This is a genomic window from Bradyrhizobium sp. 142, assembly GCF_023074015.1.
GTDB lineage: Bacteria > Pseudomonadota > Alphaproteobacteria > Rhizobiales > Xanthobacteraceae > Bradyrhizobium.
This window is the reverse complement of record NZ_JADPKQ010000495.1, coordinates 1-25,114: the sequence shown is the minus strand read 5'-3', so window position 1 is coordinate 25,114 and position 25,114 is coordinate 1. Positions and strand designations below refer to the sequence as shown.

The following is a 25,114-nucleotide window of genomic DNA, read 5'->3' as shown; positions in this document are numbered from 1 at the left end:
GATGCTGACTCGCGCGCGATCATGTGTTGCACGCCAACACTACGCTCGCTGATCGTGTCGACCTTGCCACCCCGGCTCTTCCTCTCAACCGGCTACCGGTCTCTCGGCTCTGGCTCCCGCGCAGCGGGCTGGAGCGCAGCGACTTTGTGCCTTGGCCCTGAGGTGACCTTGCAGGCCCGACGGGTTTGTCAGCTAACCGTGGCTTAAGCGACATCGATAGCCGGGAACCTCGCGATAGCGTTCGCCTTTGCCTTAATGGTCACGTCTCCGTAGCCCTCCGAGACAGTGCGCGGCGCATGCCCCTGAATAGCGTCGAGCACGCGCATCTCAACGCCCTGATCAATCCCAACCGTCTTGAAGCGATGACGCCAGCCGTGGCTTGGATCGACATTCTTATCCTTCACCACCTCGCGCACGAATTCGTTGACCTTGTTTCGCGCCGTCTTCACCGCGTTGCGCACCCCTAGCTCACCGGCCTTGGGGTCAATGAACAGATAGCCGCCCTTGGACTTCTCAAAGAACTCCAAGAAGCCCCCCTCGATGACTTGCCGATGGAGCACAACATCCCGCGCTTCATCCGTCTTCACTGGTCCCGCCTCCGGCGTCACATGTAGCACCCAGAGCTTGTCTTCGCGCCGCAAGTCCTCCTTGCGAATCTGGATCATCTCACCCACGCGGGCGCCCGTGAAGCCACACAGCCACGGCACCCACCGCTTGGCCGCTGCCAGCTTCGGGGCTTCCCGACCGGGCACGAACTCGCGGGCATGCTTCAGGATGGCTATAGCCTCCGAATCATAGAACCCCTTGGACCGGAGCTTGCGCGACTTGCCGATCTTGATGGTTATGCCTTCGGCCGGATTGCTGGGCAGCCGACGATTGACCACCGCCCATCCAAACACGGTCTTCATGCCCGCGAGGTCACTGTCCTTCACGGTTTTCGGACTCACGCCGCTTTGCACGCGATAGTCCTTGAAGCGAACGATGTCCTCGGGCGTCACCCGGCTCGCCGTGTCGTGCTTCAGGAATGTCACGAGCCGCGCCATCGAGTTGCGATAGCTCTCATAGGTGCTCTGCTTGCGACCGGCCCGCTTGGCTTCCTTCCACCAGTCCTCGACGAGCCCGCTGAGGGAATTCTTGGAGGCGCCCCGCTTTGACTTTTCCTTCGGCGCATCTGCCGGGGCCTGCCACTCGGGGAAGCGAGCGGCCTTGGGGTCGAGCGAATAGTCTCCCCCTGCATTCCGTTGGCGGCTCGCGAAGGCGTCACGCAGCGCCATCCAAAAGGCGGTGAGCAGGAGAGCACGCGATTCGCCATCCACACGGCGGATGCCCTTGGTCAGCAAGAGGCGGTCCACAATGGGCCCTAGCGACTTTTCTAACTTCTTGGCGTCACCGTCCCCGCCAACCCTCTCCCACATGTCCACAACGGCCGCCCATTGAGCTTCCTGCTCCTCGTGGCTCTCAGTGTCCGGCTCCCAGCCAACACCGGGCGTGTGGACCATGGCGACACTCCGGGCGCGGCTCTCGCTGTCCGCCCAAACGCGATAGAGTTCGCCCGCCAAGGCCGTCGTCTGCCGGTGGCTCAGATGCACGGGAGCGTCATTGCGGAGGGCCTGCCAGACGCCTTCCAGATGGGCCGCAGCGACTCCATGGCGCGCCTTTGCTTCGCTGGGCTCTGCGGTGCGGAGGGAAAAGCGAATGGCCTGAGCGCTCTCGCTAGGCCTCACAAAAACGAAGCCACCACCGAGCGGAATAGCCAGCTCGATGCCCGCCACCTTGGCGCGAACGTCCGCTGGAATGCGCTGCACGAATGAAGGAAAGCGAGACCCGTCCCGGCTCATCGGCCGAACAACCCTGAACAGCAATGTTACACCCCATTGTTACACAGTCGGGGCCAACGCAACACTCTGATTGGGCTTATCTATCTGGATTTGTTTGATATCCAGAATTGTATGGTGCCCAGGAAAGGACTCTTACCTCCAAGTCATCGACCGGACACCACTCCGGTCGAATCGCGCCAGTCACGGCGGTCCGCGCCATGCCTGGCGCACCAAAAAAACGCCCAGCCTCCTCGGGAGGCCGGGCGAAAGTCACGCAGGAACAACGCTGCTTTACGCATCGCACCAGCTTTCGCCGGTAGGGAGGACTACCGGCGATCGATTTACGGCGAGGGCATTCGCCGTCAAACAACGAGAAGCGGATATCACTCCGCGCGAAATCTGGAGCCGCTTGCCTTCCGCTCCTGTCGGAAACTTCACGACTTGTCCACCACTCGCCCGCTGTCCGGTTGGCACGGCAGTACCTTGATCGAGCTGGGATCCTTCGCGCAAGCGGTTTGGCCGCCGTGCCCTGAAACACAAGCGGCAGTTTGCCGTCGCGCAGCAGCATTTGGCACCCCCAAACACCAACAACGCTCGATTATCTTCCGGAGAGCGTGCCAAGGCGCCAATTTCGTATGACATTCCGTAAGGGCGGTAAAATAGATTGTTGTGATGGGACGCATCCACGCGATGGATAAATGAAAAATAGCGCTGTGCTTCGCGTCGAGCGTTGACTTCGGAATATGTGACCTGACCAGGCATCGCCGGCATGCTGTCCGCCGTCGGATCGAAAACCGAGCTTATCGCCGGCTGTATGCGACCGCCTCCGCCGGCGCCGGCCGGCATTCGCAGGCGCTGGGAACTTTGGGAGCTCGCAAGGACATCGTAAGCCCCCAAAGCGCGTGCATCTTATTCACAAGCGCGTTGGCGAAACGCTCCGCACCATCATGGCTCAGCCCGCAACTCGCGTGCGGCGGCCACCATATTGACGAGCGCGGGACGCACCTCCTCCCACCTTCGCGTTTTCAGTCCGCAGTCGGGATTGATCCAGAGCTGCCGATCGGAAACTCGCTGCCGCGCCAACACAATCAGCTGCTTGATTTCCGCCGCTGCGGGAATGCGCGGTGAATGAATGTCATAGACGCCGGGCCCGATCTCATTGGGATATTTGTAGCTCTTGAAGGCCTCGAGCAATTCCATCTTAGAACGCGACGTCTCGATTGAAATGACGTCAGCATCCATTGCTGCGATCGCATCGATGATTTCGTTGAACTCGGAATAACACATGTGGGTATGGATCTGAGTTCCGTCGGCGACAGCGGAGGAGCAAACGCGGAAGCTGTCCACTGCCCAATCGAGATAGTTCCTCCACTGCGATTTGCGTAGCGGCAATCCCTCCCGCAACGCAGCCTCGTCGATCTGGATCATGGTCGCTCCAGCCGCCTCAAGATCGATGACCTCATCTCGGATCGCAAGAGCGATCTGACGGCATGTCTCGCTCCGCGAGATGTCGTCGCGGACAAACGACCAGTTCAGGATCGTCACCGGTCCGGTCAGCATAGCCTTGACGGGTTTCTTGGTCAGAGACTGCGCATAGCGCCACCATTCAACGGTCATCGGCTTCGGCCGGGAAACATCTCCGAACAGGATAGGCGGACGAACGTACCGCGACCCATAAGACTGAACCCAACCGTGCTTGGTGAAAGCGAATCCCAACAGCTGCTCGGCAAAGTATTGAACCATGTCATTGCGCTCGAACTCACCATGTACGAGCACGTCCAGGCCGATATCTTCCTGCCACTGCACGGTACGGGCTGTCTCCGCTTTCAGAAGCTGCTCGTACTGCGCGTCATTCAGCGCTCCCCGCGCATGAGCCGCACGCGCATTTCGGACGTCGACCGTTTGCGGGAAGGATCCGATGGTTGTCGTTGGAAACATCGGCAATGCGAACGCGACGCGCTGGACGTCGGCACGCTGGGTGAACGCACTGCGACGGCGACGCATGCTATCGTCGATTGCGGCCATTCGTCCGGCGACATTCGCATTGTGAATCTCGGGCGATGTTTCGCGGGTCACGGCTTCGTCCTCCGAAAGCGCAAGTTCATCGGCCACCTCGGCAGCATGGCCGGCCAGCGCTTTGCCCAATATCGAGAGTTCCTTGATCTTCTGAACTGAGAACGCCAGCCACGTCTTCAGATTGGGATCGAGATCGGTCTCTAGCTCAATGTCGATCGGAACATGAAGCAGCGAGCAGGAAGGAGCAATCTGAACACGGTCCCTGCCCAGCTTTTTGACCATAGGGGCAAGTTGGTCGACCAGCGCCGCAAGATTGGAGCGCCAGACGTTGCGACCATCAACGACGCCTAGCGAGACCACGAGATCTCTGCGGGCTTTGGCGACAATTGCGTCCAACTGGTCGGGTGCCCGAACCAGATCGACATGAAGCCCGGCAACGGGCAAGGCCAAGGCTGTTTCAAGATTGTCGCCGATAGCGCCGAAATAAGTGGCCAGCATGATTTTAAGGGCCGGCACAACCTTTGCGAAATGAGCATAGGCCCGGCGGACAGCCGCCCGCGATGCTTCGTCGACGTCCATCACTAGGCATGGCTCGTCGAGCTGAACCCATTCAGCACCGCGCGAGGCTAGTTCGCGGAGAACATCGACATAGACTGGGAGGAGCCTATCAAGCAGCGACAGCGGATTGAATGCGGGATTTGCGCTTTTGCCGAGCTTCAGGAAAGTGACTGGGCCAACTAGGACGGGGCGCGTTTGGTAGCCGAGGCTTTTTGCCTCCTCATATTCCTCGATCGGCTTTCGAGAGGAATACTTAAAGATCTGATCCTGGTGAAATTCCGGCACCATGTAGTGGTAGTTGGTATCGAACCACTTCGTCATTTCCTGTGCGGCTACGCCAGGCCCATGCTGAGCGTGACCACCGTCCTGAGCGCCACGCGCCATGGTGAAGTAGGTCTTGAGCGACACAGGACCTTCGGTCCAGCCGTAGACGTCGGGAATGGCGCCGACCATTACGCTGGTATCGAGCACATGGTCGTAAAACGAGAAGTCATTCGAAGGAATGACGGTCGCACCGCGGGATTTCTGCCGTGCCCAATTAGCGGCACGAAGTCCACTCCCCGCCTCGAGGAGCTCGGCTTCGCTGGAGTTTCCCGCCCAGTAGCTCTCAAGCGCGAATTTGAGTTCGCGTCGTGGGCCGATGCGTGACATCCCCAGTGTGGCAACGGGAAGCGAAAGAATAGACATAGCTCAGACCCCATAATTGGGGCAAAGGCCATGGCGGACGCATGCAGCGAATATCGCGTGAGCGACAGCTGCTTGGCGCACACCGGGACACCCCGCCCGTGGACGATATATTGTCGAGGCAGGTCTCCTGGCTCGCGGGTCGTCGCTGCTATCCGGCCTTCCCGAAGCCGCATGGCTTCAGTGACTTCGTTGGACAGCGGCTCGCCGCTTACAGTTGCGGGGGCAGCGCCGGCATTGCACCGGCTTCCCTCTTAGCTCCGGATCAAACGAAATCCGGAGACCACGACGGCTGGCATTATGCGCACGAGGATCGATCCGTCAACCTACTGAGTGTCGCTGCGATATTGCCCAAGCGATTGCGAACTGTACTAGGTAGGCTACAACAAACTTACTCCCGGCCTCGTGAAAACGCGTGGATCTGTGGAGGCTCCGCTTGTGAATGCGTCCGCTCAACACCCTGTTCGCGTAGTCGGATGAGCTAGCGCGAGCAGAACGAACGCGCCCGGGCGCTTTCGACATCTGCGTGATCGCGACAAAGCCTGGTCTTTTCCGTCAGCAGCTTCTCGAACTCGCCCGTGAGGAAGTTGCGATCATCCTCGGCCGGCATCCGTTTGATCACAGCGCGATGAGGCTCCTTAGGAATTGCAAAGGCCGGATTACTCCAGGATCGAACGGATGATCAGGTCGGACTGCCTGTGTTCGGCTGACCCCGCGACGAGCCGCGAGCTCGATCGCGTCCGTGGCGTTGGTCAAGATGATCTCCTGGCCAGGCACTCACCTGCTGAGCGACTTTGGCGCGCGCCTTCGTTGTGTCCGTCGCCGCTTGGCGGGTGGTGCAGCCTGGACGTTGGCCTGCGCGACATCGCAGGAACAGTTCCGGACCTCAGGATGCACGCTGACTTGCGAAACTGGAGTAAGCGGCGAAAGCGCGGGCGGCGGGATCGTGCTATAACCCTAGACTCCATGCACTCGTGCACGGTGACCACGGCCAAGCGGATGCCGAGCTTCTCGCACGTCTTCAGGATCTCCGGACCGATCTCGTCGCGCGAGAAGACCTCTCTTCGGCTTCGGCCGTGACGTAGCTTTAGATATCCTGCAAATCGATCTTGCGATATTCGACGCCCGTCCACCTCGCCTCGGCTCGTCAGCCAGCGACGATAAGCCTCAACGCGGCGACTGGAGCATCGAGGCGGCCTTGTCCTTATTCGAGACAAATTTGACCGTGTCCTCTGACAGAGCCCTTCGAGGGCTTCTCGGAGTCGATCAGCGCCTTAAGGTCATAACGATGTTGATCGACCTCGATGCGCCCCATGCGGTCGGCGGCCTCCTCAAGCTCGACATCTACTACTTCGTTCGCGAAATCGAGCGGTGAAGCCGTCTGGACGCGGCTGCTTATGCTGTCTTAGACGGGACACAGGTGTCAGGCACCGGACAGACGACCGCGCATTGCGGCGTGTCGGAATGGCCCTCGCACTCCGTACACTTTTTGGCATCGATAACGTAAATGTCACGCTTGAGGCTGATCGCCGCGTTGGGACACTCGAACTCGCATGCCCCACAAACGGTGCATTGCGAAGCGACGATCTTGTAAGCCATGCCTTCCGACTCCTTGGCGAGCGATGCCATTGGCGATCCCTTTCAAATGCCGTGCCAAACACAGACGCGCTCAATGATGGGCAATTTGCCCAATTGTGCTGTCCCGGGTCTGAGACCATGTTGCATCTGCGACAGCAACGGGCCACTTCAATTTCAAGCTATGCGAGCCCTCGGGCCCTACTCCGAGAGCCAGTCGACCGCTGCGAGCTTCCGTCGGTTTTGTCTGGCATGGCAGCGCGGGGCCAAGCGACGCTCGACGATTCCGAAACTGGCGGCGCGACTAAAAGCCGCGAGCCGACGCACGTCTACGCCGGATCTCGGCAAACCTCCGGTCACACGCCCTGACTGGAGGTTTTGTGCAAGCCTCGCTCACGGCTGCAACGTTAACTCCGCGGATTGACTCGCTGGAGGCTTGCCAAAACGGGTTTGTGCTACAATAACCTTCGGCGTCGCTTCGGAGGGAAATGAAGTTCCGCCGGGAGGAGCGATACTGGCTTTGCAAAGTGACCGATTTAATTGCAGTCAGCCGCATGCCTGGTGCCGAGTAGGCATGGCGGCGCGGGCGAGCGCTGGTACGCTTTGCCTGGCTGTGCTCAGCCACTCCTCATGCAACTATTTTGGACGAAGTGGAACAGGGCTGAAAGATGACTGTGCAAATTGCTTCAGCGGCATGGCCTTTCCGAACAGATGGCCCTGCGCAAGGTCGAAGCCGAGTTCGGTCACAGCGATCAGGTCGGCGTGGCTCTCCACACCTGCGGCAACGGTGCGCACACTGTACTCTTTAGCTACTTTCCGGCGCAAAAATGAAGTGCGCGGTTGCTGTGGGAGAATCGCTCAGGGCCTGGAAACCTGCAAGGCCGGACGGATTTGAAATTGACAGGGGCGACTGCGATCTGATTCATTCTTGTGAATGATTCGAGATCGATCCCTTCGAGCGCGCGAGAAGCTTGTCGGCAAGCTGCCGGTCACCGGCGAATTGCTGCGTGGCTCGCTGCTGGAACGCACTGTCCGACATACCAAAGACTGCCCGAAATGCGCGCGTGGCGAAGGGCACCGGGTGTTTGTTCTGACGGTCACCTATGCTGGTGGACGCACGCGGCAACTCAGCGTGCGTCGCGAGCGCGTCGCCGAGGTTCGCCGCTGGCTGGACAACTATCAGAAGCTGAAGCAATCGATCGAGACCATTTGCGAACTCAATCATGATTTGCTGCGTCCGGAGCCGCGTCGAATGCGCTCGGGAGGACGGCGTGATTAAGATGCGGCGGGCACAGCTCAGCTTTGGCGATGGGTTGATCACTGAAGAAGTGAGCGATCTTCGCGAAGGTTGGATGGAGCACGCCGACCGGGTGCTGGCGGATGAACAGATCGTAGCTGCAGTGTACGAAGCGCTGGCGAGACGGCATCCCAAGAGCCGCAGTCGTGGTCGGCTGGGCGCGCCGGCCGAGATGGTGTTGCGCTTGTTGATCCTCAAGCACATCCGCAACTGGAGCTATGGCGTGCTGGAGCGCGAGGTGCGCGCCAATCTGGTGTACCGCGACTTCACCCGCGTCGGCGCCGGCAAGACGCCCGATGCAAAGACGATGGGACGTTGGGGCGTGGCGGTGGGGCCCGAGGTGGTCAAGCAGATTCACCAAAGGCTGGTGAAGCTGGCTCAGGCCAATGGGTTGGCGGCCGGGCGCCGAATGCGCGTGGACACCACCGTGGTGGAGACCAACGTCCACTATCCGACCGATTCGAGCTTGTTGGGCGATGGCGTGCGAGTTCTGATCCGCACCATGAAAAGGATTGGCAAGATCGCCGGAGAGACTGGCGCCAAGCTGTGCGACCGCAGTCGCAGCGTGAAGCTGCGGGTCCTGGACATCGCCCGGGCGGCGCGCTCCAGAGCTAAGCAGAGCCGGGAGAAGCTCAATCGATCCTATGGCAAGCTGCTCAATGCGACCAGTCGAGTGGTGGGACAGGCGAAGCGGTTCTCCAAAGAGGTCGCCAGAGGAACGAAGCGTGCGAGGAACGTCCTGCAGCAGCTGGTGCTCGACGGCCTACGCCAGGAGCTCGACGCGATGGTGCCGCTGGTCAAGCAAGTGATGAAGCAGACGAGAGCGCGTATCTTCCGTGGCGACACACACGCCGAAGGCAAGATCCTCAGCCTGTTCGAGCCATCGACGGAGATCATTCGCAAAGGCAAGGCCGGCAAGCCGAACGAGTTCGGCAAGATGGTGAAGTTGCAAGAGGCCGAGGACCAGATCGTGATCGACTACGAGGTCTATGATCGGCGTCCGAGCGATTCGGATTTGCTGATTGCCGCCATCGAGACGCACCGAGCAATGCTGGGGCGTCCGCCGCACTTGGTGGCAGCGGACGCCGCATTCTACTCCGCCAAGAACGAGGCAGCGGCGAAAGCCCAGGGCGTCAAGCGCGTCTGCATTCCCAACCGTTCGACCAAGAGCCCCGAGCGCAAACGAGAGCAGAGGAAGCGCTGGTTCCGCAACGGACAAAAATGGCGGACCGGGTGCGAGGGACGCATCAGCGTGGTCAAGCGGCGACACGGGCTCGATCGCTGCCGCTACAAAGGCGATGCCGGAATGAAGCGTTGGGTCGGGCTGGGCGTCATCGCCGACAACGTCGTCAACATCGGTCGCACAATGGAAAAACAATCCGTCCAGTAACCACCTCAACCTAAGCAAACTCAGGCCCGCCGCTCACCCCGGCGGGTTTTGTTTTGCGGCAACCCATTGACCTCAATCCTGGAAACGTCAATTTTGCGCTGAGAAGTAGCTAGATCGACGATATGGCGGCACACCGTTCGCTTCAGGGGCCCATTTCCGCAACCGGCGACGTACTGCCGGTCCACTTTTAATTTCATGAACGGGAATTTTTCGATCCCCATCAGCTGCGGCCAATTGGCGCCGACATTGTCGATTACAAGGCCAATGTTGTGAAAGCGAACCTCACGCGCGACCTCGATCAGGAGATCTAGGTTCTGGATCGCTTCCTCGCTCTCGATTTCAATCGTCAAGCCGCCGAAAGCGGGGTGCGACGGCATGCGCTGACAGAGATCGCGTACCGCCTGCGGGTCAATCAGGAATGCTGCCGGGAGATTGATGGAGAGATCGATCGAAGTTTGCTGCTCCAGAAGATACTGCCAATCCTTGATCGCGCGGTCGATCACGAACTGCGACAACTCCCTAAAATGCGGATCGTGAGCCTCCGGGATGAAATAGGCTGGTGGAACAACGCCCCAGGTCGGGTGCCGCATTCGCACAAGCGCCTCGGCGCCGCGGCGGCTGAGGGTACACGCGTCAAAGTTCGGCTCATACCAGAGCTCAAGCCAGCCAGCGTGTAAGGCTTCTCCGACATGGACTGCGGGACGGGGCGCCGGCTCTCTGGGCAAGAGCATGGCGACCCGATCGCGCAGCGTCTCGGCTGCAAACGGCGTCCTCAGCGGCGGCAGCATATCAAGTCCATATTCGCCCCCGACCTGCTGCACTGCCGTCATGACGATCGACTCGCGGGCGCCGAACGCCAGCACTCTGCCTGCAAATTCTTCGCGTACGAGTATCTCGAGCAATCGTCCAGGCTCGATGCGATCCGAGCCAATGCCGAGCAGGATCAGATCAGGGAATTCCGTGCAGAGTACGTGCGGCAGCTCGTCAGCAGTCCCGCATTCGCTGATAACAAACCCCATATCCTCCAGCACATCCCGTAGAAACGCGCGCAGATGCCGCTTGCCGACGGCCACGCACGCTCGCGGCCGCACCTTACGCTGGCCGAAGATTACAGGTTTCCCTCCGACCAGTTCGGCCTGCCCATGCTCCATCGCAACCACTCCCGTTCCGTGACGGTCCCTTAACCGAGGAGCGAAGGTCCAAACAAGCAGTGCTTGCCATTATCTTTCGATTCTTCGAGGTAAGCTTAAGATAGTGCATTAGCGTGCAAAATCTTTCGCGATGTTGTTCAGACGATTTTGTCGGGCGCACGCGTATGATACCTGCCCCGCTTCGCGCAATTTTGTACGAGTGACGCACGCGAGTTTGGGAATCTCACCTTCAGACGCGCCGAGCTGATGCGCCCTATGGCACGGCGATTATCATGCTGCAAGATCTACTGAATCGAGTCGCTCGTGAGTGACGATCGGCAATCACTCTTACGAAATCTTTGATCGGCATGGCCGGCCTGCCCACGCGCGAATGTGCAGTCTCGTGGATTTCCTTTCAATCGAAGGAAGTCCATCATGAATTCGCAGTAGGTCAAGCCGCAGTCGATTCTGAGAACGGCAACAGCTTGCACTTACCGCACCTCTGTTGCTTATTGCGAGTGCGGACGTCCTATTCCCTACCGAGCTTGATAGTTGCTCTCAGTTGCATTTTCTGTATCCTTCTGAACATGGATTTCCTCAAGAGGGACTAGAGGGACAAATATGACGGGTGTTCGTGTTGGCGCTGAAGCGCAACGCCTGCCCCACGGGGGCACGGCTTTGCGCAAAGGCGTGCCAGGAGATGAGAACGCGATCGCAGAAGCCGTCGAAAAGCTACTTTCTGAATTAGGTGGCCCCGGACCAGAGTTCAGTCTTGAAGGCGCGACGCAGGCGGCTTTGCGCCTGATTCAGGATCCCGAAGAGGGCTTCATTTTTGTCATCGAGGAACAAGCCACGGGGCAGATTGTAGGGGTCGCTGCCATCTCGGCCGTACAGGCCGTGAGAGCAGCCGGAGCGTACGGTGTGCTTCAGGAGCTATGGGTTTCTCGCGACTTCCGAAGCTCTGACCACGGTCGGCATCTGCTCGAGGCGGTACATTCGGAGGCGAAGCGCCGAGGCTGGCAGATGATTGAGGTTGCGTTGCCCCCGGATGGCTATCCGGCCTTAGAACGGGTACGCCGTTTCTACGAGGAGAGGGGATATCGGGTTGGAGGATTGCGCGCGCGCAAGAGGCTATGACAGTACTGCGATCTCTGCTCCACACAGTTAAAAGTGCTCCTGGGCCTATCAGTAAAGACTTTCAAAGCAGCAAATCCTGCTGCTTGTTGGTTCTCAAAACGAACGCTCCAACGCGTGCGTCGCGGCCGAGGATGATCGAGAACCTCGACGCTGATGCGGTGCTTATTCCCACTGCGAGCGGGTTACCTCTTCGACCTTCTTGGCGGGTATCAGCCATCAAATCGTTCTTCATGGTGCGAAGCGATACGATGGTCTTCTCAAGGCTCGTGGACCGCGAGCCGAAACCGGCCCGGCTAAAAGGCGCGGAGCCAGGTCGGCGGCGGCCCGTTGGGGGCGAAGCCCGACCCAGCCTTACAAACGATAGCCGAGTCGCTCTTTCGTGCTTCCCACACAATGCGACGTACTGACGCCGTTTCGGATCACCGCACACAAATGCGATCCATTCGTCGCCAAGTACAATGCCTCGGCAACTGGCAAGCCAATCATCTACCGGGCTCCTTCCTGCATCTTGATTCGGTGGACCGTCGCGTGAAAGGATTCGGTACCACCTTGTCACTCCTGCTGGCTAACGTTCAAGGAAGGTGAGCGAGATCAGCCATCAACACTGATCCGGTAGAGGATTCCGTAATGAGCAATGTGCCGTTTGCCGCCTCCAATACGAGGTTCGTGCAGGTCGCCCCAGCGCAGGACTTGATGCGGGCGATCGTTTCGCCGTTCGGCACCATGACGAAGACGTGGCCGAGGGAGGCGTGAGCGACAAAGAGCCGCCCTTTTTGATCCATCGTCAACCCGTCAGGACCGCTGGTCCCGAAGAACAAGCTGAACCGTCCCACCTTCGCAACCCCGCCGTCACGCATCAGCGGCACGCGCCAAATGCTGTTGTCGCGCGTCATTGCAACGAACAACACGGCCTCGTCGGGACTGAGCACCAGCCCGTTCGGGCTTGGCCCGTTCGAAATCAGGCAATCGAGCCGGCCGTCAGGACGCAGTCGGAACACCCGGCCGGTCGGATCGTGCAATCCAGTTTGCCCCTGATCGGTGAAATAGATGTCGCCGTTGGTCGCGATATGCAGGTCGTTGCAGCCTCTGAAGGACTCGGAATTGCGGTGCCCCAGAAGCGGGCTGATAGTATCCCGCTGCGGATCGAGCTCCATGAGGCCGTTCATGTAGTCGGCCACCAGCACGCGGCCATCAGGTGCGATCTTCAGACCATTCGGCCAGCCGTCATATTCGATTATCAGAGACCAGATGCCGTCGCGCGAAATCCGGAAAATGCGGCCGAAGGGGATATCGACGACGTAGAGATTCCCGGACTTGTCGAACGACGGCCCCTCGATGAAACAATCCACCGGATGGCCCCCGCGGTTGGCATCCGGCCCATTTCGAGGAAACACCAGGGCGACGAAATTCCGCCGGCATCGACGAGAACACGCGGGTCTCAACCAGCTGAGGCGGCTTGTCGAGATACATCATGACGCGCCTCCCAGCGTGCGGCGCGGCTGGCCCTCATATTTGTAGCCAAACTGCTTGGGCATCGGTCCCTTGTTACGATCCTTGCGCCTGGTCTGTTCCCAGGCGTGGGCCAGGATTCCGACCGCGCGCGACAGGCAGAAGACGCCGCGCGCCAGCGGAGGCGCGAAGCCGAGCTCGCCATAAATGACCGCGGTCGCGCCATCAATGTTCATTGGGATGAGTTTGCCCTTGCGCTGCTGCATCACGCGCTCGATCGCGCGGGCGGCCTTGGCATAGTCGCCGCTGACACTGCCCTCAGCACCTGCGCCATCCACCAGCGCCAATAGCGGTGCCGCGCGCGGGTCGACCGGATGAAACCGGTGGCCGAAGCCGGGCAGATATTTGCCGCGCCTTGCGGTGAAATGGTCGATTGCGGCGGCCGCGGCCTCGCCGATCTCTAGGCCATCGCGCCTCCGCAGCACATCTTCGTAGAGTTCGACCGCCTGCTCCCCTGCTCCGCCGTGCACGTCATCGAGCGTATTGATCGCGGAGGCCATCGCACCGTTCAGGGGCAGCCCGCAGCTCACCGCCATCTGCGCAATTGCGATGGAGGGCGCGTGCGGACCGTGGTCAACGGACGCGACCAGCGCAGCCTGCAGCAGCCGCTCCTGCGCTGGCGTCGGCAGATCGCCGCGCAACATCAGCCAGATCATGGCGGGAAAGGAAATCCGGCCGATCAAACCTTCGATTGGATAACCCCGATAGGCGATGCGACCGGGCGCGATGTCGCAGATGGAGGTTCGCCACCAACGGGCCGCTTGCTGTCGCAGTTCTTCTTCGCTCATTTCCGGTTCCGCCCTTTCAACCTGCCGATTGCCAACCGCCGCAAGCCGTCGAATATCATGATATTGGTCCGTCCGCGGCTACGCGGACGGGCAGGAAATCAGCCTCTCCTTGCTTTGGCGTCCCGACGGCCCGGCTTGAGACCAGTTGCTCGACCTCCGCATACGAATAGCCGAGCCGCTGCAGCCATCGCTCGGTGTCTGCTCCGAGCGTCGCAGGTGGTGAAGGCACCGAAAACTCCTCATCCAGCCGGAAGCCCGGCCGCGTGATTCGTAACGGCTGCGCACCGTCTTGTTCTGGGGCCAAAGTCTCGACGAATCCGCGCTCGAGGAGCTGTGGCTGCTGCAAAACTTGCGAGACCGTCAGCACGCAGCCTGCGGGGACTCCAGCCAGATTCATTTGGGCCTCCCATTGGTCAGCGGGCTTGCAACTCAACGCCTTGTTCAACTCCGTGTTCAGCGCTGCGCGATTGACCTTGCGCATCTCGCGCCCAGCAAAGCGTGGATCCGTCTTCAGGTTCGGTCGGTCAATCAGGTCGCATAGGGCTTGGTACTGCTTCTGCTCGTTGGCGGAAATGTTCAGCGGGCCTGTTGCGGTGCGGAACGTGCCGGAGGGAGCCGCGGTGAAGTTCTCGTTGCCGATGGGCTGCGGCTCGACACCAGCGTTCAGGTGGTTGGAGACGACCCATCCCATCGCTGCAACGGTGGCTTCGAGCAGGGACACGTCAATGAACCGACCGCGACCGCTATGCCGCTGTTCGACCAGAGCCGCGGCGATGGCAAAGGCAGCAGTCAGTCCCGCAATCGTGTCCGAGATCGGAAAGCCCGTGCGCAGGGGAGCCGAGGCCGTATCGCCAGTGACGCTCATGGCACCAGACAGACCCTGAACGATCTGGTCGTAGGCTGGACGGGCGGACCACGGCCCGCTCTGCCCAAAGCCGGAGATCGCGCAGTAGATCAGACGCGGGTTCTGTCTGCTGAGCACATCAAAGCCCAGGCTAAGCCGTTCCATCACCTTCGGCCGGAAGTTTTCGAGCACCACATCGGCTTCCTTGACGAATCGCAAGAATACCTCGCGGCCCGATTCCGACTTCAAGTCCAGCGCCACGGATTGCTTGCCGGCGTTAACCGCGACAAAAGAGAGGCCCTGCAGGCGCTCTGCCCTTTGCGGATCGGCGCCGAGGCGCCGCGCGAGGTCGCCGCCGTGCGGATTTTCGACTTTGATGACCTCCGCGCCAAGACGCGCGAGATGATAACCACAGAACGGACCGGCCAACACGTTCGACAGGTCCAGGACGCGGATGCCGGTGAGCGGCAGAGACATCTGAAGACGCCTTCCTTTAGGTGATCCGATGGTGAGGGCTTAGCCGGCGGGCAGCTATTTCAGTTGTTGTGCGGCGCGTTCCGCGAAGCGATTGGTGAAGGTTTTGTTCAGGTCGATCTTTGCGGCAGCGATTTTTGGATCAAAGTCGCTCAGGACAGCCAGCGGGACCTTGGCCGCCTCAATGTCCATCTGCCCGGTTGGCGAGAAGAGCGCTTTCGATGCGTTCATGATTTCGATATTCACCTCGCGATTGTCAGTCTTGTAACCAGGAGGAATCGTATCGACGAGCTGCGCCGTCGGCGTTGCGTTGATCCAGCGGTGAGTTTTGAGCAAGGCGTTGACCAGGCGCTGGACCGTTTCGGGATTTTTGTCGATGAAAGACTGCTGAAGGTAGAGACACGCGGTCGGATAGGATCCGCCGAAGGCCTGCTTTGAGCCTCCGATCGAGCGCGCATCGAACAGCGCTGTCGCGCTCTTCTTGCGCGCGAGAAGCGTCGCGATGGGATCGAAATAGACCAGGGCATCGACGTTCATGGCCTCAAGCGCCACCATGCCCGGTGCGCCGCTGCCGACGGCAATGATGTTGACATCGCGTGGACCCAATCCTGACTTCTTGATGTAGTAACGCGCCATAGTCTCCGTCGATGACCCCGGCGCCGTGATCCCGAGCCTGAGACCCTTCAGGTCGGCGGCGGTTCTGACCTTGTCGGCGAGGTCGCTGCGGATACCGAGCAGGACGCCGGGAATGTCATTCAGCAGGAACACGCAGGAAATTTGCTTACCCTGCGCCTGCATCTGAATGGTGTGATCGTAAAAGCCGATAGTCCCGTCGACGGAGCCGCCGATCAGGGCCTGCAGAGCCTTTGAGCCACCGGCCTGGAAGTTCTCGACGGTAACGTCAAGGCCTTCTTCCTTAAAGGAGCCAAGCTTCACTCCAAGTTCGACAGGCATGTAGTTGAGGATCTGTGACCCCACGGCGATCTTCAATTTTGTTTTCTCGGGCTCGGTGGCGTGCGCCAAAATGACCGAGAATGCGGCCAGCGCCACGACCGGCGTCAGTCTTATGGAAACGTGCATGCGAACCTCCATGATTGATGGGAGAGCGTACGATCAGCTTTCGTGCGCAGGCGCCGGCCGCCAGACCAGGAGCCGCTTTTCCGCGCAGTCGACGATTGCATCGAGGACAACGACAAAGGCGGAGAGAACGATAATTCCTGCGAACACTCCGGTCGCATCGAGGACACCTTCGGCCTGCGCAATTAAGTGCCCCAATCCTGCGGACGAGCCGAGATATTCGGCGACCACGGCTCCCATCACGGCCATGCCGACGGACACCCGCAGGCTCGACAGAATCCAGGTCGTGGCGGACGGCAGGTAGACGTGCCGTAGCAGGGACGACTTCGATGCACGCAGCAGGCGGGCATTCGCCAGCACGACCGGATTGACCTCGCGGACGCCCTGGAACGTGTTAAAGAATGCGACGAATAGAACCAGCGTGACGCCGAGCGCAACCTTGGAGGTGAGGCCCAATCCGAACCAGATGACGAAAATGGGTCCAAGCAAGATCCGCGGGATTGCATTGAACATCTTGATAAAGGGCTGAACGACTTCGGCAGCGAACGGGCTTAAGCCCAGCCAGATACCAAGTGCTGTGCCGATCCCGATGCCAGCCAGGAACGACAGGACCGTCTCCAGCAATGTTATGCCAATATCGGTCCAAAAGTCCGCCGTCGACATCCACTCCCCGATCCTTACGACAAGTGTCGACGGTGCCGGAAAGAAGAAGGGATCGATCAGTCCGGCCCACACGCCCAATTCCCAGATCAGGATCAGGCCAAGGAGGATGGCGAACTGCGTGAGAGCGACCCTACCCCTGCGTGACATAGCTTTTCTCCACTTCGGCGCCGAGCAGCGACCAGATTTCACGATAGAGCGCGACGAATTCGTCGGTGGTCTGCAGCGCAGAAACATCGCGCGGACGAGGCAGCGTGATCCTGACGTCGGCAACCATGCGGCTGGCGGGACCGGCAGACATCACAACGACGCGGTCCGCCAGCGTGATGGCCTCATCGAGATCATGGGTGATGAAGACGAGCGAGCGCCGGTCCGCCTGCCAGAGGTCGAGCAGGATGCGGTGCATGAGTCGGCGTGTGTGAACGTCCAGCGCGGAGAACGGCTCATCCATGAGAACGATTTTGGGCTCCATGATCAGGGTTTGTGCCATCGCAACGCGCTTGCGCTGGCCGCCGGACAATTGATGCGGATAGCGCTCCTCGAATCCCTTCAATCCGACCTTGGCGAGCCAGGGCCGTGCCTGCTCGCGCGCTTTCGCGATCGAGCTGCCCTGAAAGACGAGCCCGAGGCCGACATTGTCCTGGGCGGTCTTCCAGGGCAGCAGCCCTTCCTGTTGAAGCATGTAGCCGGACTGACCGTTCAGGCCCGTAAGAGACTTGCCGAAAATGCGAACGTCGCCGGCGGCGGGCTTCAGCAGTCCGGTGACAGTGTTGAGAATGGTCGATTTTCCGCAGCCGGTCGGCCCCACCACTGCAACGAATTCAGTCTCGGCCACCTGGAGGTTCATGCTTTTGACGGCCGTGAAGTCGCCGAAGCAAATCATCACGTCGCGCAAGTCCACGGCAAGTCCCGGCCGCCCCATTGTTTCGCTCCATAGAACTTGTTCTGGTGTCTGGAACCGAGTAACTCGCGTCTCAGGAGGAGTCAATCGTATTCTGATGTGCAGAATGGCGCTCGCGCTAGCTGGCTGGACTCCTGGTGTCATTCTGACTATTGGTTCTGCACAGCAGAACCAGAGGTATCGATGGTAAGAACAGGGGTTGATGCGGTCGCGCGGGCACTGGCAATCCTTAAGGCGTTCGACCCGGAGCGCGCCGCGATGACGCTGACGGAGATTGCGGATGCGACTGACCTCTACAAGAGCACAGTCCTTCGCCTTGCCGCATCTCTGGAGGCGGATGGCTTCCTGGTGCGGGGTACGGACCGGCTATTTCGACCGGGACCGGAGCTATGGCGCCTTGGGGCGCTCTATCAGCGCGGGCTCGACCTCGGTGACCTGATCAGACCCTCACTCCATCGTCTGGTCGAGGCAACCGGAGAGACCGCATCCTTCTACATCGCGGAGGGCGACGAGCGCATCTGCCTTTATCGCGTCAATTCTCCGCGTTCGGTCCGGCATCACCTCGAAGAGGGTCAGCGATTGCCGATTGACCGCGGCGCTGCCGGCCGTGTTCTTACCGCCTACCGCGATTCTGCATCAGCCGATGGAAAGAAGGTCAGAGATCGTGGCTTCTACGTCTCGATCGGCGAGCGGGATCCTGAGGTCGCGGCCGCAGCTGTGCCTGTGATCGATGTTCATGGCCAATTGCGCGGCGCCCTCTCGGTCTCCGCCATTCGGACTCGCTTTGATGCAGATGCTCGGAAGGCTGCGATTGTAGTTCTGAAGTCCGAGGCTAAAGCGCTGATCGGTCTGCTGCCTGCAAGCGAGCGCTGAGCTACAATGGCAGCGTTCCGTTTATGACGCACAGCTCAGCGGGTGCCGCAAGGGTCTCTCCTGAGCGCAGCGTGGATTTCTCACATTGTTGAGGCGCGTCGGGGCGCGAATCGGCGAGGCGTTCTTTTGCGACAAGAGTTTGGTGGTGGTTCAAGGAATGCCCTGATAACGACAGAGCGTAGTGCAGTGGTGGGACGCCCATGAAGCTGTTCCTGTAGTCGTCCAAGTGATCCCGCCGCAGATCATCCTCGATCTCGACGCCACCAACCTGTACACGGGCATCAGGAGGGAGGCTTCTTCAAAGGCTATTACGCTGCTCGATATATGTGCTGGTGTTCTGGAGCCGGCATATGCTGAGGGCCAAGCTGCGGCGCGCCGACATCGATGCAAGCGCGGCCAGAACGTTGCGCAGATTGTGCGGCCGTTCGACCCGTTTGGCCACCATCTTCGGCGTGGTGTTGAACTGGCGCGCGGCGGCGTGCATTGCTCAGTCCCGCTTCCACACACCGCACCATGGCCTCTCGACCTTTCGGCGTCAGGGGAGCATTCTTGTGACTGTTCATCTGGTCTTTCCGTGGAACACTGAAGCTTCGCAACCTCAGCTTCCTCGGTTCGGACCAGATGGACAACCTCCTGAAAGACCACATCTAGCTCATGCACCGGCGTGGTCTTCGCACGCCTGATGATGTCGAGCGCCACGGTCTGATTGGTGTCGCACCCCAGGCACCGAACTTCCAAGTAAAAATAACCGGCATTGATCGCGTCGCCGATCGTAGGTGACGGCGGGGTCGGTCCCTTCCACGCCTCACAAGCCAGCTTGTCGACTTGCTTGCGCGCCTCCATTGCACGCTCGGCCGACATTCTGATTTGAGTGCCGAACAGAAACTCGCGGGATTTCGTGGACATGGCGCTACAGAGAAGCGCAGTAAGACCTTCAACGCAAACAATCAAATAGTGGGGGCACGAGCGGTGCCGTGAAGTTCGGGTCGGTGCTCTCACACCAGGACTTGCGAGCCGCGGGGTCAATCTTGTGGCTGCGCAGGAAACCGCCAGACATATTGGACGTCAACGTCGCCCAGCGCCTCGGCCGGCAGAGGGCCTGTCCAGCGTGCAAACCCTTGCGGGGGCAGCTTATCCAGCAGCTTCAGAATCCGCTTGTCGGTCGTCCTCGTATAAATCGGCTGCTTGCTAGGCCGCGGCTTGTCTTGCAGCTCTTCAAGGCCATAGTCGGCATAGCGATGCCGCCAAAGGCTGACAATCCGCGGCTGGACCCCAACTTCCTTGGCGATTGACCGGGTGCTGCGCCCATCCACCGCCAACAGAACGATCCGCGCCGCTTCAAATCGCGCTGCAACGTCATTGGCGAGCGACAACACGCCTCAAGCGCCTTACGATCTTTCCTCGAAAGGTGGACTTCTCTTGCTTCAAGGATCATCCATATCTTGAATCACGACTCACGACCAAGAAAAGTGGGTACTGGTCTCGTTTATGGCGTATCGCTCTCCTTGAGAGGTTCTGGCAGGCTCGACACCCGCCTCGATACGCCGCCCATCTCAGTCCGTCATCACCCAGCTTAGTCAGAGATCGAAGTGATCGATGATGATCTCGGTCGTTCAGCCGCCGGCGGCGTACAACGCGCCGGCTTCGAGCGAATGGTAGCGGAGGTTTGCCTCGGTAAGGTTGGTGCGGTTTGCGCCCGCGAGGTCTCGCGCTTCGCTCGCAACAGTCGGAATTGGCAGCAACTCATCGAGATGTGCCGCGTGGTCGATACCGGTTCTGGTCGATCAGGAGACCATCTACGCGCCGAGGCACGGCAACGACCGCCTGCTGCTCGGGCTCAAGGGCAGCCTCAACGAGTACGAACCGGATCTGTTGCGGCAGCGCTCGCTCTCGGTACGCTATGAGAAGGCGCGCCGGGGCGAGTTGCTTGTGGCAGCGCCCGTCGGCTTCATGAAGGCCGGCGACCGTTATGAGAAAGATCCGGATCGGCGTGTCCAGGAAGCGATCAAGATGGTGTTCGACACGGTCGAGGAACTGGGCGGCGCGCGACAGGCGCTTTGCTGGCTCCACGAGTACAATCTCGATCTGCCGGTGAAGCAGACCAACGGGGACACGGCCCGGCGGCGACCACACTACTCCGCCATCGGCAGGCTTAAACACCGGGATGTGGTAGTTCGAGCGCATTGATGTGACGCGCTCGCGGGTACGCGATTGCCGTTGCCGGTCTTGAGGCCATTGCGATTGAGGAAGCCGGCAATGAGATCGTCGCTGGCGATCAGCACCAGTTGGCGCACGGCTGGATGATGTCGGCGGAGAGCATCACGCACCTGATCCCGCCGTTCCTTAGCTCTCTTGGCGGCCGCGATTGCAGCGGCGATCGCCCATGACGCCAAGCAGCGCTTCCTCGATCACCGCGCTGAACGATGCGGAGTTGAATGCCCTACATTAACGCGCGTCCCGCGTATTGAGGGGCGATGGGACAACTGTTCGAAGCGCAACGTCCTGTCGGACGATAGCAGCGCAGACTGTCAGTCTTGAGACAAATGTCAGCAACTTGACGCTACACACCTTACGGAGTGCCTGCAGAGCCTCGAACTCTCTTCGGCACGAGGTTTGCGTTGTTCACGTCATCATCACCAATCGCAGTGCGATGGTCTTCGGGACGGACTCGGCGCGCATCGCCGTTAGCGTCTGGTCCGCCCCGACGGCTTGCTGCGGCGATAGCTTAAGGGCGCTCGGTTGTGGACCGAGAAAATGCAGGGAAGTATTGGATGCGATCTGGAGTTCTTCTTTCGGGAGCCACAACAATTGCGCTCATCGCAAGCGGTGCAGCCAATGCGGCGGACCTTGAGCCGGAAATGAAACTGCCACCCGCGGTGTGGAGCTGGTCCGGAGGCTATATTGGCGGGCACGTCGGCGGTGGGTACGGCCGAACCTCCTTCAGCAATCCCTACGGTCCGTCAATCTATGGCGGCATCGTCGATACCCCAGTGTTCCTCGCAGGAGGCCAGATCGGCTACAATTGGCAGAAGAACGGCTGGGTGTTTGGCGTCGAACTAGATGCCAGCCGTGCTGTCTCCGATGGCACAAATACTTGCCTGGCCGCCTCGGGCTTTGTTGTGAGCGCAAATTGCACGGCAGGTCCAAATCTCTTTGCCACCGGGACCGGCCGCGTCGGTTACGCGTTCGGCGCTCTCGGCCATACGCTGGCCTATCTCAAGGGAGGCGTGGCTTGGCAATACAATCAGGGCAACGTGCTCAATAACAACGAATATAATGGCCTGCAGCCACAGGAGAACACTCATTTCGACTATGGTCAGGTCGGTGGCATCATCGGGCTGGGCATCGAGCAAGCGCTTACGCCTGCATGGTCGGTCAAAGTAGAGTATGACTATCTGCATTTCGGTGGGCCAAGTGTCGCAACGCCTCCGACGGTGCAGCTTCCGCCGTTGGCAATTCTTCCGGCGAACACAACGAGCCTGTCCAGCAACTATCACATCGGAAAGATGGGGTTGAACTACCATTTCGGCGCGGACCCATGGGCGGCCCAATGGTCCGATGCGCCGCTGTACGCGAAAGCACCTGCCGGCGCGCCGCCGATTGCTTACACGGCCGGTTGGTCGTTCGAAGGCGGATCGCGGCTCTGGCTCAGCCGGGGACGATTCCAATGGGACGCCAGCGCTATTCCCGATGAGATCGCTACTGAAGATCCTAACATTCTTATATCAAGGCTCACCTACCACGGCCTAGATGGACTTTCCGGGGAATTATTTGGCCGTCTTGACAGCCCGTGGGGAGTGTTCCTGAAGAGCAACGTCGGCATCGGGCGCTTCGAGAAAGGAAAGTTCAACGATGAAGATTGGGGCATCCCTCGCAGCTCATATAGCAACACGATATCGGGCCAGGCAAACGGGAGGTTCACGTACTACACGGCCGACGTAGGTTACGATTTTTTGCGCGGCGCCAACTACAAGCTCGGCGGATTTATCGGCTGGACCTATTACGCCCAGAACTCCGACACGATGGGATGCATGCAGATTGCCAACCCCATGCAACTATGCCGGGCGTCCGCTGATCAAATTATTGGCAGCCAGGATACGCAGTGGAATGCACCTCGCGTCGGCCTGAGCGCCGAAACCATGCTTACCGAGCGTTGGCGTTTAAGCACGGATGTCGCTTACCTGCCTTGGACCGATTTCGCTGGTCGCGACCACCATCTCTTGCGCCCGACGACTACCTTTGCTGATCAACGCGGGAACGGAGGCGGGGGTGTACAGGTCGAAGGCGTGTTGTCCTACTTCATCACCAATAATCTCAGCATCGGCGTCGGCGGGCGCTATTGGGCAATGTGGACCCAAAAGGACAGCGAAACGATATGCACAGGCTGTTATCCGGGAACCACTGCGACTGGGTTTTCGAAGTTTAGCATGGAGCGCTGGGGCACGTTCTTTCAGGCCTCTTACAAGGTCAATTGAAAAGGCCGCACCGTAGTCAAGCTCCAGACTCCAGCCTTCCTGGACGAGCATCCTGAAGCCGTACGCGTTTTCCTAGCAGAAGTACCTTGAACCGTCCGAGACGTTTTCGAAGGTGGAAGTCATTACCGGCGTGGCCCGCCGGCGGCGGGTTTACGGTGGATTCCGCTGCCAAATAGTAGTCAGATACTGTCGAGCAGCTGATAGAAACGTGGAAGCGGCGCCAGGCTGGAATCGGCAACTTCAACAAGCCCCGCAAAGATTTGCCCTTGTAGGACGATTCACGAAGTGTGACGGGGAAAACAAGGTTCAATTCTGATCGACGGGCGATTCGTAAGACGCACGCACTCATTCACTAGTAAAGAAGGGGCCGCCGCCGTGAACTTCGGCGGCGACCCACCTGGGCCTACGGTGCAGAAAGTCCGGTCTGTCATCGGCCCGACATATCGAACTGACAACAAAGACATTCAGCGAGATCACATTACTAGGGAAACAGTCCGCGTGTTTCTTTTGCTCCGCGAACGCGCTCGACACCTATCGCCATGGCTGCCGTGCGATTGAACAGGTTTTCACGTTTGCTTCGCGCCAGGATGCGCTCGAAAGCACGGTCCAAAAGTTGATACTCCCTACGCGTGAGTTCCTCCTCCTCCTAGAACAGTCGCTGGAGGTCCTGCACCCATTCAAAGTAGCTGACCACGACACCGCCCGAGTTGCAGAGAATATCGGGGATGAGGAAGATCTCCTCCCGATGGCCTTCCTACTGGCTATTTCGGCGTCGATGACCCATTCCAGGGCAGCCGGAACAAGCACGTCACACGGGATCGTCAGCAACTCGCCTGGATCTAGAGCAAGCTCGCTGGAGTAGCCATCCAGGCTACCTTGCGAGGCAGCATGTCCGACCAGCTGTGGTATATCGAGCCCCCGAGGTCGATAAAGCGCGCCCGTGTGATCGCTGACCGCGATCACTTTCGCTCCCATGTTGTGTAGCTCGAGTGCGGTGATCGAACCGACATTTCCAAAGCCTTGAACAACGGCTGTTGGCGCCATTGAGTGGGATTTTGAGCTCGTCCGCTGCGCGGCGAACCAAATGAGCCACACCCCGGCCTGTGGCTTCACGGCGACCGAGCGTTCCGCCAGCGCTGACAGGTTTGCCAGTCACGATCTCGGTGACGGTTTGGCCCTGATACATCGAGTAGATGTCCATGAACCACGCCATGATCTGCTCGTTTGTTCCAAGATCGGGAGCTGTGACATCTGTGTGCGGCCCAACAAACGGGATCATTTCCAGCATGTACCGGCGCGACAGAGTCTCAAGCTCACGGTTCGACAAGCTAGAAGGGTCGACGTTAATTCCGCCCTTGGCGCCGCCATATGGCAATCCGACCAGGCCACACTTCCAGCTCATCCAGATCGCGAGCGCTGCGACTTCGCCAAGGTCGACGGTTGGCCCGAATCTGGTGCCCCCTTTTGTAGGGCCAAGTGTAAGGTGATGCTGCACCCGATAGCCTTCAAAAACCGCCGTTGTGCTCGTCATCACGGTGAATTGGGCACGACACCGTGACAGATCGCTTCGGCAGCAGCAGGCGGGGTCTTACGGTATCCCCAGATAATTCGCGATCACTTCGAATTGCTTTACGGCCATCTCAAACACTGGCCCAGTGTAGACAGTCACGATAGCTCCTGAGGCTGGATATGAAACATTGGAATGCTTGTGCTTCAGAGCACCGAGCTCCCTAGTGCGTGTTGCGCGTTTCAGTGTGGGCGAGACAACTAGTCCAATCAGCAAGATTGCGTCTCGCGGTCATGAACCGCTCCGGGTTTGCCGGAGGCCATTTGGTTTAAGTTATGCCGCCATGGCGGGTTGTTCCAGCATGGCGTAGTAGCGTTGCTCGGCTTCGGCAGGCGGGATGTT

The 25,114-nt window shown here is 59.7% G+C and carries 18 protein-coding genes, 5 pseudogenes and 1 riboswitch; of the genes and pseudogenes, 7 read left to right on the top strand and 16 right to left on the bottom strand.

Translation table 11 applies throughout. The annotated features are described in order from the left end of the window. Nucleotides 1-203 precede the first annotated feature (203 nt). Together IVA82_RS44740 and metE are read right to left on the bottom strand one after the other, a co-directional pair. Nucleotides 204-1,862 carry a tyrosine-type recombinase/integrase gene (locus IVA82_RS44740; RefSeq protein WP_247389256.1) on the bottom strand — a complete coding sequence of 553 codons (1,659 nt, stop codon included), beginning with the start codon at nt 1,860-1,862 and terminating at the stop codon, nt 204-206. A gap of 900 nt (nt 1,863-2,762) precedes the next feature. Next, entirely contained in the window at nt 2,763-5,078 is a 2,316-nt protein-coding gene (gene metE, locus IVA82_RS44735; protein ID WP_247389255.1) for a 5-methyltetrahydropteroyltriglutamate--homocysteine S-methyltransferase, read from the bottom strand. A gap of 99 nt (nt 5,079-5,177) precedes the next feature. Next, a riboswitch (cobalamin riboswitch) is annotated at nt 5,178-5,378 on the bottom strand. Nucleotides 5,379-6,294: 916 nt separating this feature from the next. Between metE and IVA82_RS44730 the strand changes: the two genes are divergently transcribed. Continuing rightward, nucleotides 6,295-6,450, top strand: coding sequence for a hypothetical protein (locus tag IVA82_RS44730; protein ID WP_247493933.1), 156 nt, complete (start codon nt 6,295-6,297; stop codon nt 6,448-6,450). Nucleotides 6,451-6,470: 20 nt separating this feature from the next. On the opposite strand, the gene IVA82_RS44725 is transcribed toward IVA82_RS44730, so the two are convergent. From IVA82_RS44725 to IVA82_RS44715, 3 genes and pseudogenes are all read right to left on the bottom strand, one after another. Further along, nucleotides 6,471-6,674 (bottom strand): 4Fe-4S binding protein, encoded by a 204-nt coding sequence (locus tag IVA82_RS44725; RefSeq protein ID WP_148740553.1) that lies wholly within the window; start codon nt 6,672-6,674, stop codon nt 6,471-6,473. Between the two features lie 612 nt (nt 6,675-7,286). Next, a pseudogene (locus tag IVA82_RS44720) lies at nt 7,287-7,460 on the bottom strand (diguanylate phosphodiesterase); the annotation flags it as partial. A gap of 112 nt (nt 7,461-7,572) precedes the next feature. Beyond that, nucleotides 7,573-7,875, bottom strand: coding sequence for a hypothetical protein (locus tag IVA82_RS44715; protein WP_247493932.1), 303 nt, complete (start codon nt 7,873-7,875; stop codon nt 7,573-7,575). 55 nt (nt 7,876-7,930) lie between these two features. On the opposite strand from IVA82_RS44715, the gene IVA82_RS44710 reads away from it, so the two are divergent. Then, nucleotides 7,931-9,337 (top strand): ISNCY family transposase, encoded by a 1,407-nt coding sequence (locus IVA82_RS44710; protein ID WP_247389258.1) that lies wholly within the window; start codon nt 7,931-7,933, stop codon nt 9,335-9,337. Between the two features lie 20 nt (nt 9,338-9,357). On the opposite strand, the gene IVA82_RS44705 is transcribed toward IVA82_RS44710, so the two are convergent. Then, nucleotides 9,358-10,488, bottom strand: coding sequence for an EAL domain-containing response regulator (locus IVA82_RS44705; protein ID WP_247389252.1), 1,131 nt, complete (start codon nt 10,486-10,488; stop codon nt 9,358-9,360). A gap of 600 nt (nt 10,489-11,088) precedes the next feature. Here IVA82_RS44705 and IVA82_RS44700 point away from each other — a divergent pair. Next, nucleotides 11,089-11,604: a GNAT family N-acetyltransferase gene (locus IVA82_RS44700; RefSeq protein ID WP_247389251.1), complete on the top strand. Its 516-nt coding sequence runs from the start codon at nt 11,089-11,091 to the stop codon at nt 11,602-11,604. Between the two features lie 572 nt (nt 11,605-12,176). On the opposite strand, the pseudogene IVA82_RS44695 reads toward IVA82_RS44700, so the two are convergent. From IVA82_RS44695 to IVA82_RS44670, 6 genes and pseudogenes are all read right to left on the bottom strand, one after another. Continuing rightward, nucleotides 12,177-13,077 (bottom strand): annotated as a pseudogene (locus IVA82_RS44695) (SMP-30/gluconolactonase/LRE family protein). Further along, nucleotides 13,074-13,901, bottom strand: coding sequence for a citryl-CoA lyase (locus tag IVA82_RS44690; RefSeq protein WP_247389250.1), 828 nt, complete (start codon nt 13,899-13,901; stop codon nt 13,074-13,076). The pseudogene IVA82_RS44695 and the gene IVA82_RS44690 overlap by 4 nt, the downstream one beginning before the upstream one ends. A gap of 55 nt (nt 13,902-13,956) precedes the next feature. Further along, nucleotides 13,957-15,222 (bottom strand): CoA transferase, encoded by a 1,266-nt coding sequence (locus IVA82_RS44685; RefSeq protein WP_247389249.1) that lies wholly within the window; start codon nt 15,220-15,222, stop codon nt 13,957-13,959. Nucleotides 15,223-15,276: 54 nt separating this feature from the next. Further along, on the bottom strand, nt 15,277-16,269 hold the full coding sequence (locus IVA82_RS44680; RefSeq protein ID WP_247389248.1) for an ABC transporter substrate-binding protein: 993 nt from the start codon (nt 16,267-16,269) through the stop codon (nt 15,277-15,279). 63 nt (nt 16,270-16,332) lie between these two features. Continuing rightward, nucleotides 16,333-17,106 carry an ABC transporter permease gene (locus IVA82_RS44675; protein WP_247324200.1) on the bottom strand — a complete coding sequence of 258 codons (774 nt, stop codon included), beginning with the start codon at nt 17,104-17,106 and terminating at the stop codon, nt 16,333-16,335. Then, nucleotides 17,090-17,878: an ABC transporter ATP-binding protein gene (locus tag IVA82_RS44670; protein WP_247389247.1), complete on the bottom strand. Its 789-nt coding sequence runs from the start codon at nt 17,876-17,878 to the stop codon at nt 17,090-17,092. Before IVA82_RS44670 ends, IVA82_RS44675 begins: the two co-directional genes overlap by 17 nt. 162 nt (nt 17,879-18,040) lie before the next feature. Between IVA82_RS44670 and IVA82_RS44665 the strand changes: the two genes are divergently transcribed. After that, nucleotides 18,041-18,730: an IclR family transcriptional regulator gene (locus IVA82_RS44665; RefSeq protein ID WP_247389246.1), complete on the top strand. Its 690-nt coding sequence runs from the start codon at nt 18,041-18,043 to the stop codon at nt 18,728-18,730. A 298-nt stretch (nt 18,731-19,028) separates the two neighbouring features. Here the strand turns inward: IVA82_RS44665 and IVA82_RS44660 are convergent, their stop codons facing one another. The 3 genes and pseudogenes from IVA82_RS44660 to IVA82_RS44650 form a co-directional block, all read right to left on the bottom strand. After that, the gene (locus IVA82_RS44660; protein WP_247389259.1) at nt 19,029-19,214 is read right to left on the bottom strand and encodes a hypothetical protein; all 186 of its coding nucleotides are present in this window, start codon (nt 19,212-19,214) and stop codon (nt 19,029-19,031) included. Between the two features lie 161 nt (nt 19,215-19,375). Beyond that, a pseudogene (locus IVA82_RS44655) lies at nt 19,376-19,636 on the bottom strand (hypothetical protein); the annotation flags it as partial. 64 nt (nt 19,637-19,700) lie between these two features. Further along, a pseudogene (locus tag IVA82_RS44650) lies at nt 19,701-20,165 on the bottom strand (helix-turn-helix domain-containing protein); the annotation flags it as partial. A 217-nt stretch (nt 20,166-20,382) separates the two neighbouring features. Between IVA82_RS44650 and IVA82_RS44645 the strand changes: the two are divergent. From IVA82_RS44645 to IVA82_RS44635, 3 genes are all read left to right on the top strand, one after another. Further along, entirely contained in the window at nt 20,383-20,634 is a 252-nt protein-coding gene (locus IVA82_RS44645; RefSeq protein ID WP_247389257.1) for a hypothetical protein, read from the top strand. 25 nt (nt 20,635-20,659) lie between these two features. Next, entirely contained in the window at nt 20,660-20,917 is a 258-nt protein-coding gene (locus IVA82_RS44640; protein WP_247389245.1) for a hypothetical protein, read from the top strand. A gap of 584 nt (nt 20,918-21,501) precedes the next feature. After that, nucleotides 21,502-23,205 carry an outer membrane beta-barrel protein gene (locus IVA82_RS44635; protein ID WP_247493931.1) on the top strand — a complete coding sequence of 568 codons (1,704 nt, stop codon included), beginning with the start codon at nt 21,502-21,504 and terminating at the stop codon, nt 23,203-23,205. Between the two features lie 481 nt (nt 23,206-23,686). On the opposite strand, the pseudogene IVA82_RS44630 reads toward IVA82_RS44635, so the two are convergent. Further along, nucleotides 23,687-24,874, bottom strand: a pseudogene (locus IVA82_RS44630) (Glu/Leu/Phe/Val dehydrogenase). Nucleotides 24,875-25,114: the final 240 nt, after the last annotated feature.

Coding starts and splice junctions, on each gene's coding strand:
- IVA82_RS44725 (WP_148740553.1), bottom strand. CDS start 6,674: ATGGCTTACAAGATCGTCGCTTCGCAATGCACCGTTTGTGGGGCATGC.
- IVA82_RS44700 (WP_247389251.1), top strand. CDS start 11,089: ATGACGGGTGTTCGTGTTGGCGCTGAAGCGCAACGCCTGCCCCACGGG.
- IVA82_RS44710 (WP_247389258.1), top strand. CDS start 7,931: ATGCGGCGGGCACAGCTCAGCTTTGGCGATGGGTTGATCACTGAAGAA.
- metE (WP_247389255.1), bottom strand. CDS start 5,078: ATGTCTATTCTTTCGCTTCCCGTTGCCACACTGGGGATGTCACGCATC.
- IVA82_RS44665 (WP_247389246.1), top strand. CDS start 18,041: ATGGTAAGAACAGGGGTTGATGCGGTCGCGCGGGCACTGGCAATCCTT.
- IVA82_RS44645 (WP_247389257.1), top strand. CDS start 20,383: ATGGTAGCGGAGGTTTGCCTCGGTAAGGTTGGTGCGGTTTGCGCCCGC.
- IVA82_RS44670 (WP_247389247.1), bottom strand. CDS start 17,878: ATGGGGCGGCCGGGACTTGCCGTGGACTTGCGCGACGTGATGATTTGC.
- IVA82_RS44690 (WP_247389250.1), bottom strand. CDS start 13,901: ATGAGCGAAGAAGAACTGCGACAGCAAGCGGCCCGTTGGTGGCGAACC.
- IVA82_RS44660 (WP_247389259.1), bottom strand. CDS start 19,214: ATGCACGCCGCCGCGCGCCAGTTCAACACCACGCCGAAGATGGTGGCC.
- IVA82_RS44685 (WP_247389249.1), bottom strand. CDS start 15,222: ATGTCTCTGCCGCTCACCGGCATCCGCGTCCTGGACCTGTCGAACGTG.
- IVA82_RS44715 (WP_247493932.1), bottom strand. CDS start 7,875: ATGATTGAGTTCGCAAATGGTCTCGATCGATTGCTTCAGCTTCTGATA.
- IVA82_RS44675 (WP_247324200.1), bottom strand. CDS start 17,106: ATGTCACGCAGGGGTAGGGTCGCTCTCACGCAGTTCGCCATCCTCCTT.
- IVA82_RS44635 (WP_247493931.1), top strand. CDS start 21,502: ATGCGATCTGGAGTTCTTCTTTCGGGAGCCACAACAATTGCGCTCATC.
- IVA82_RS44705 (WP_247389252.1), bottom strand. CDS start 10,488: ATGGAGCATGGGCAGGCCGAACTGGTCGGAGGGAAACCTGTAATCTTC.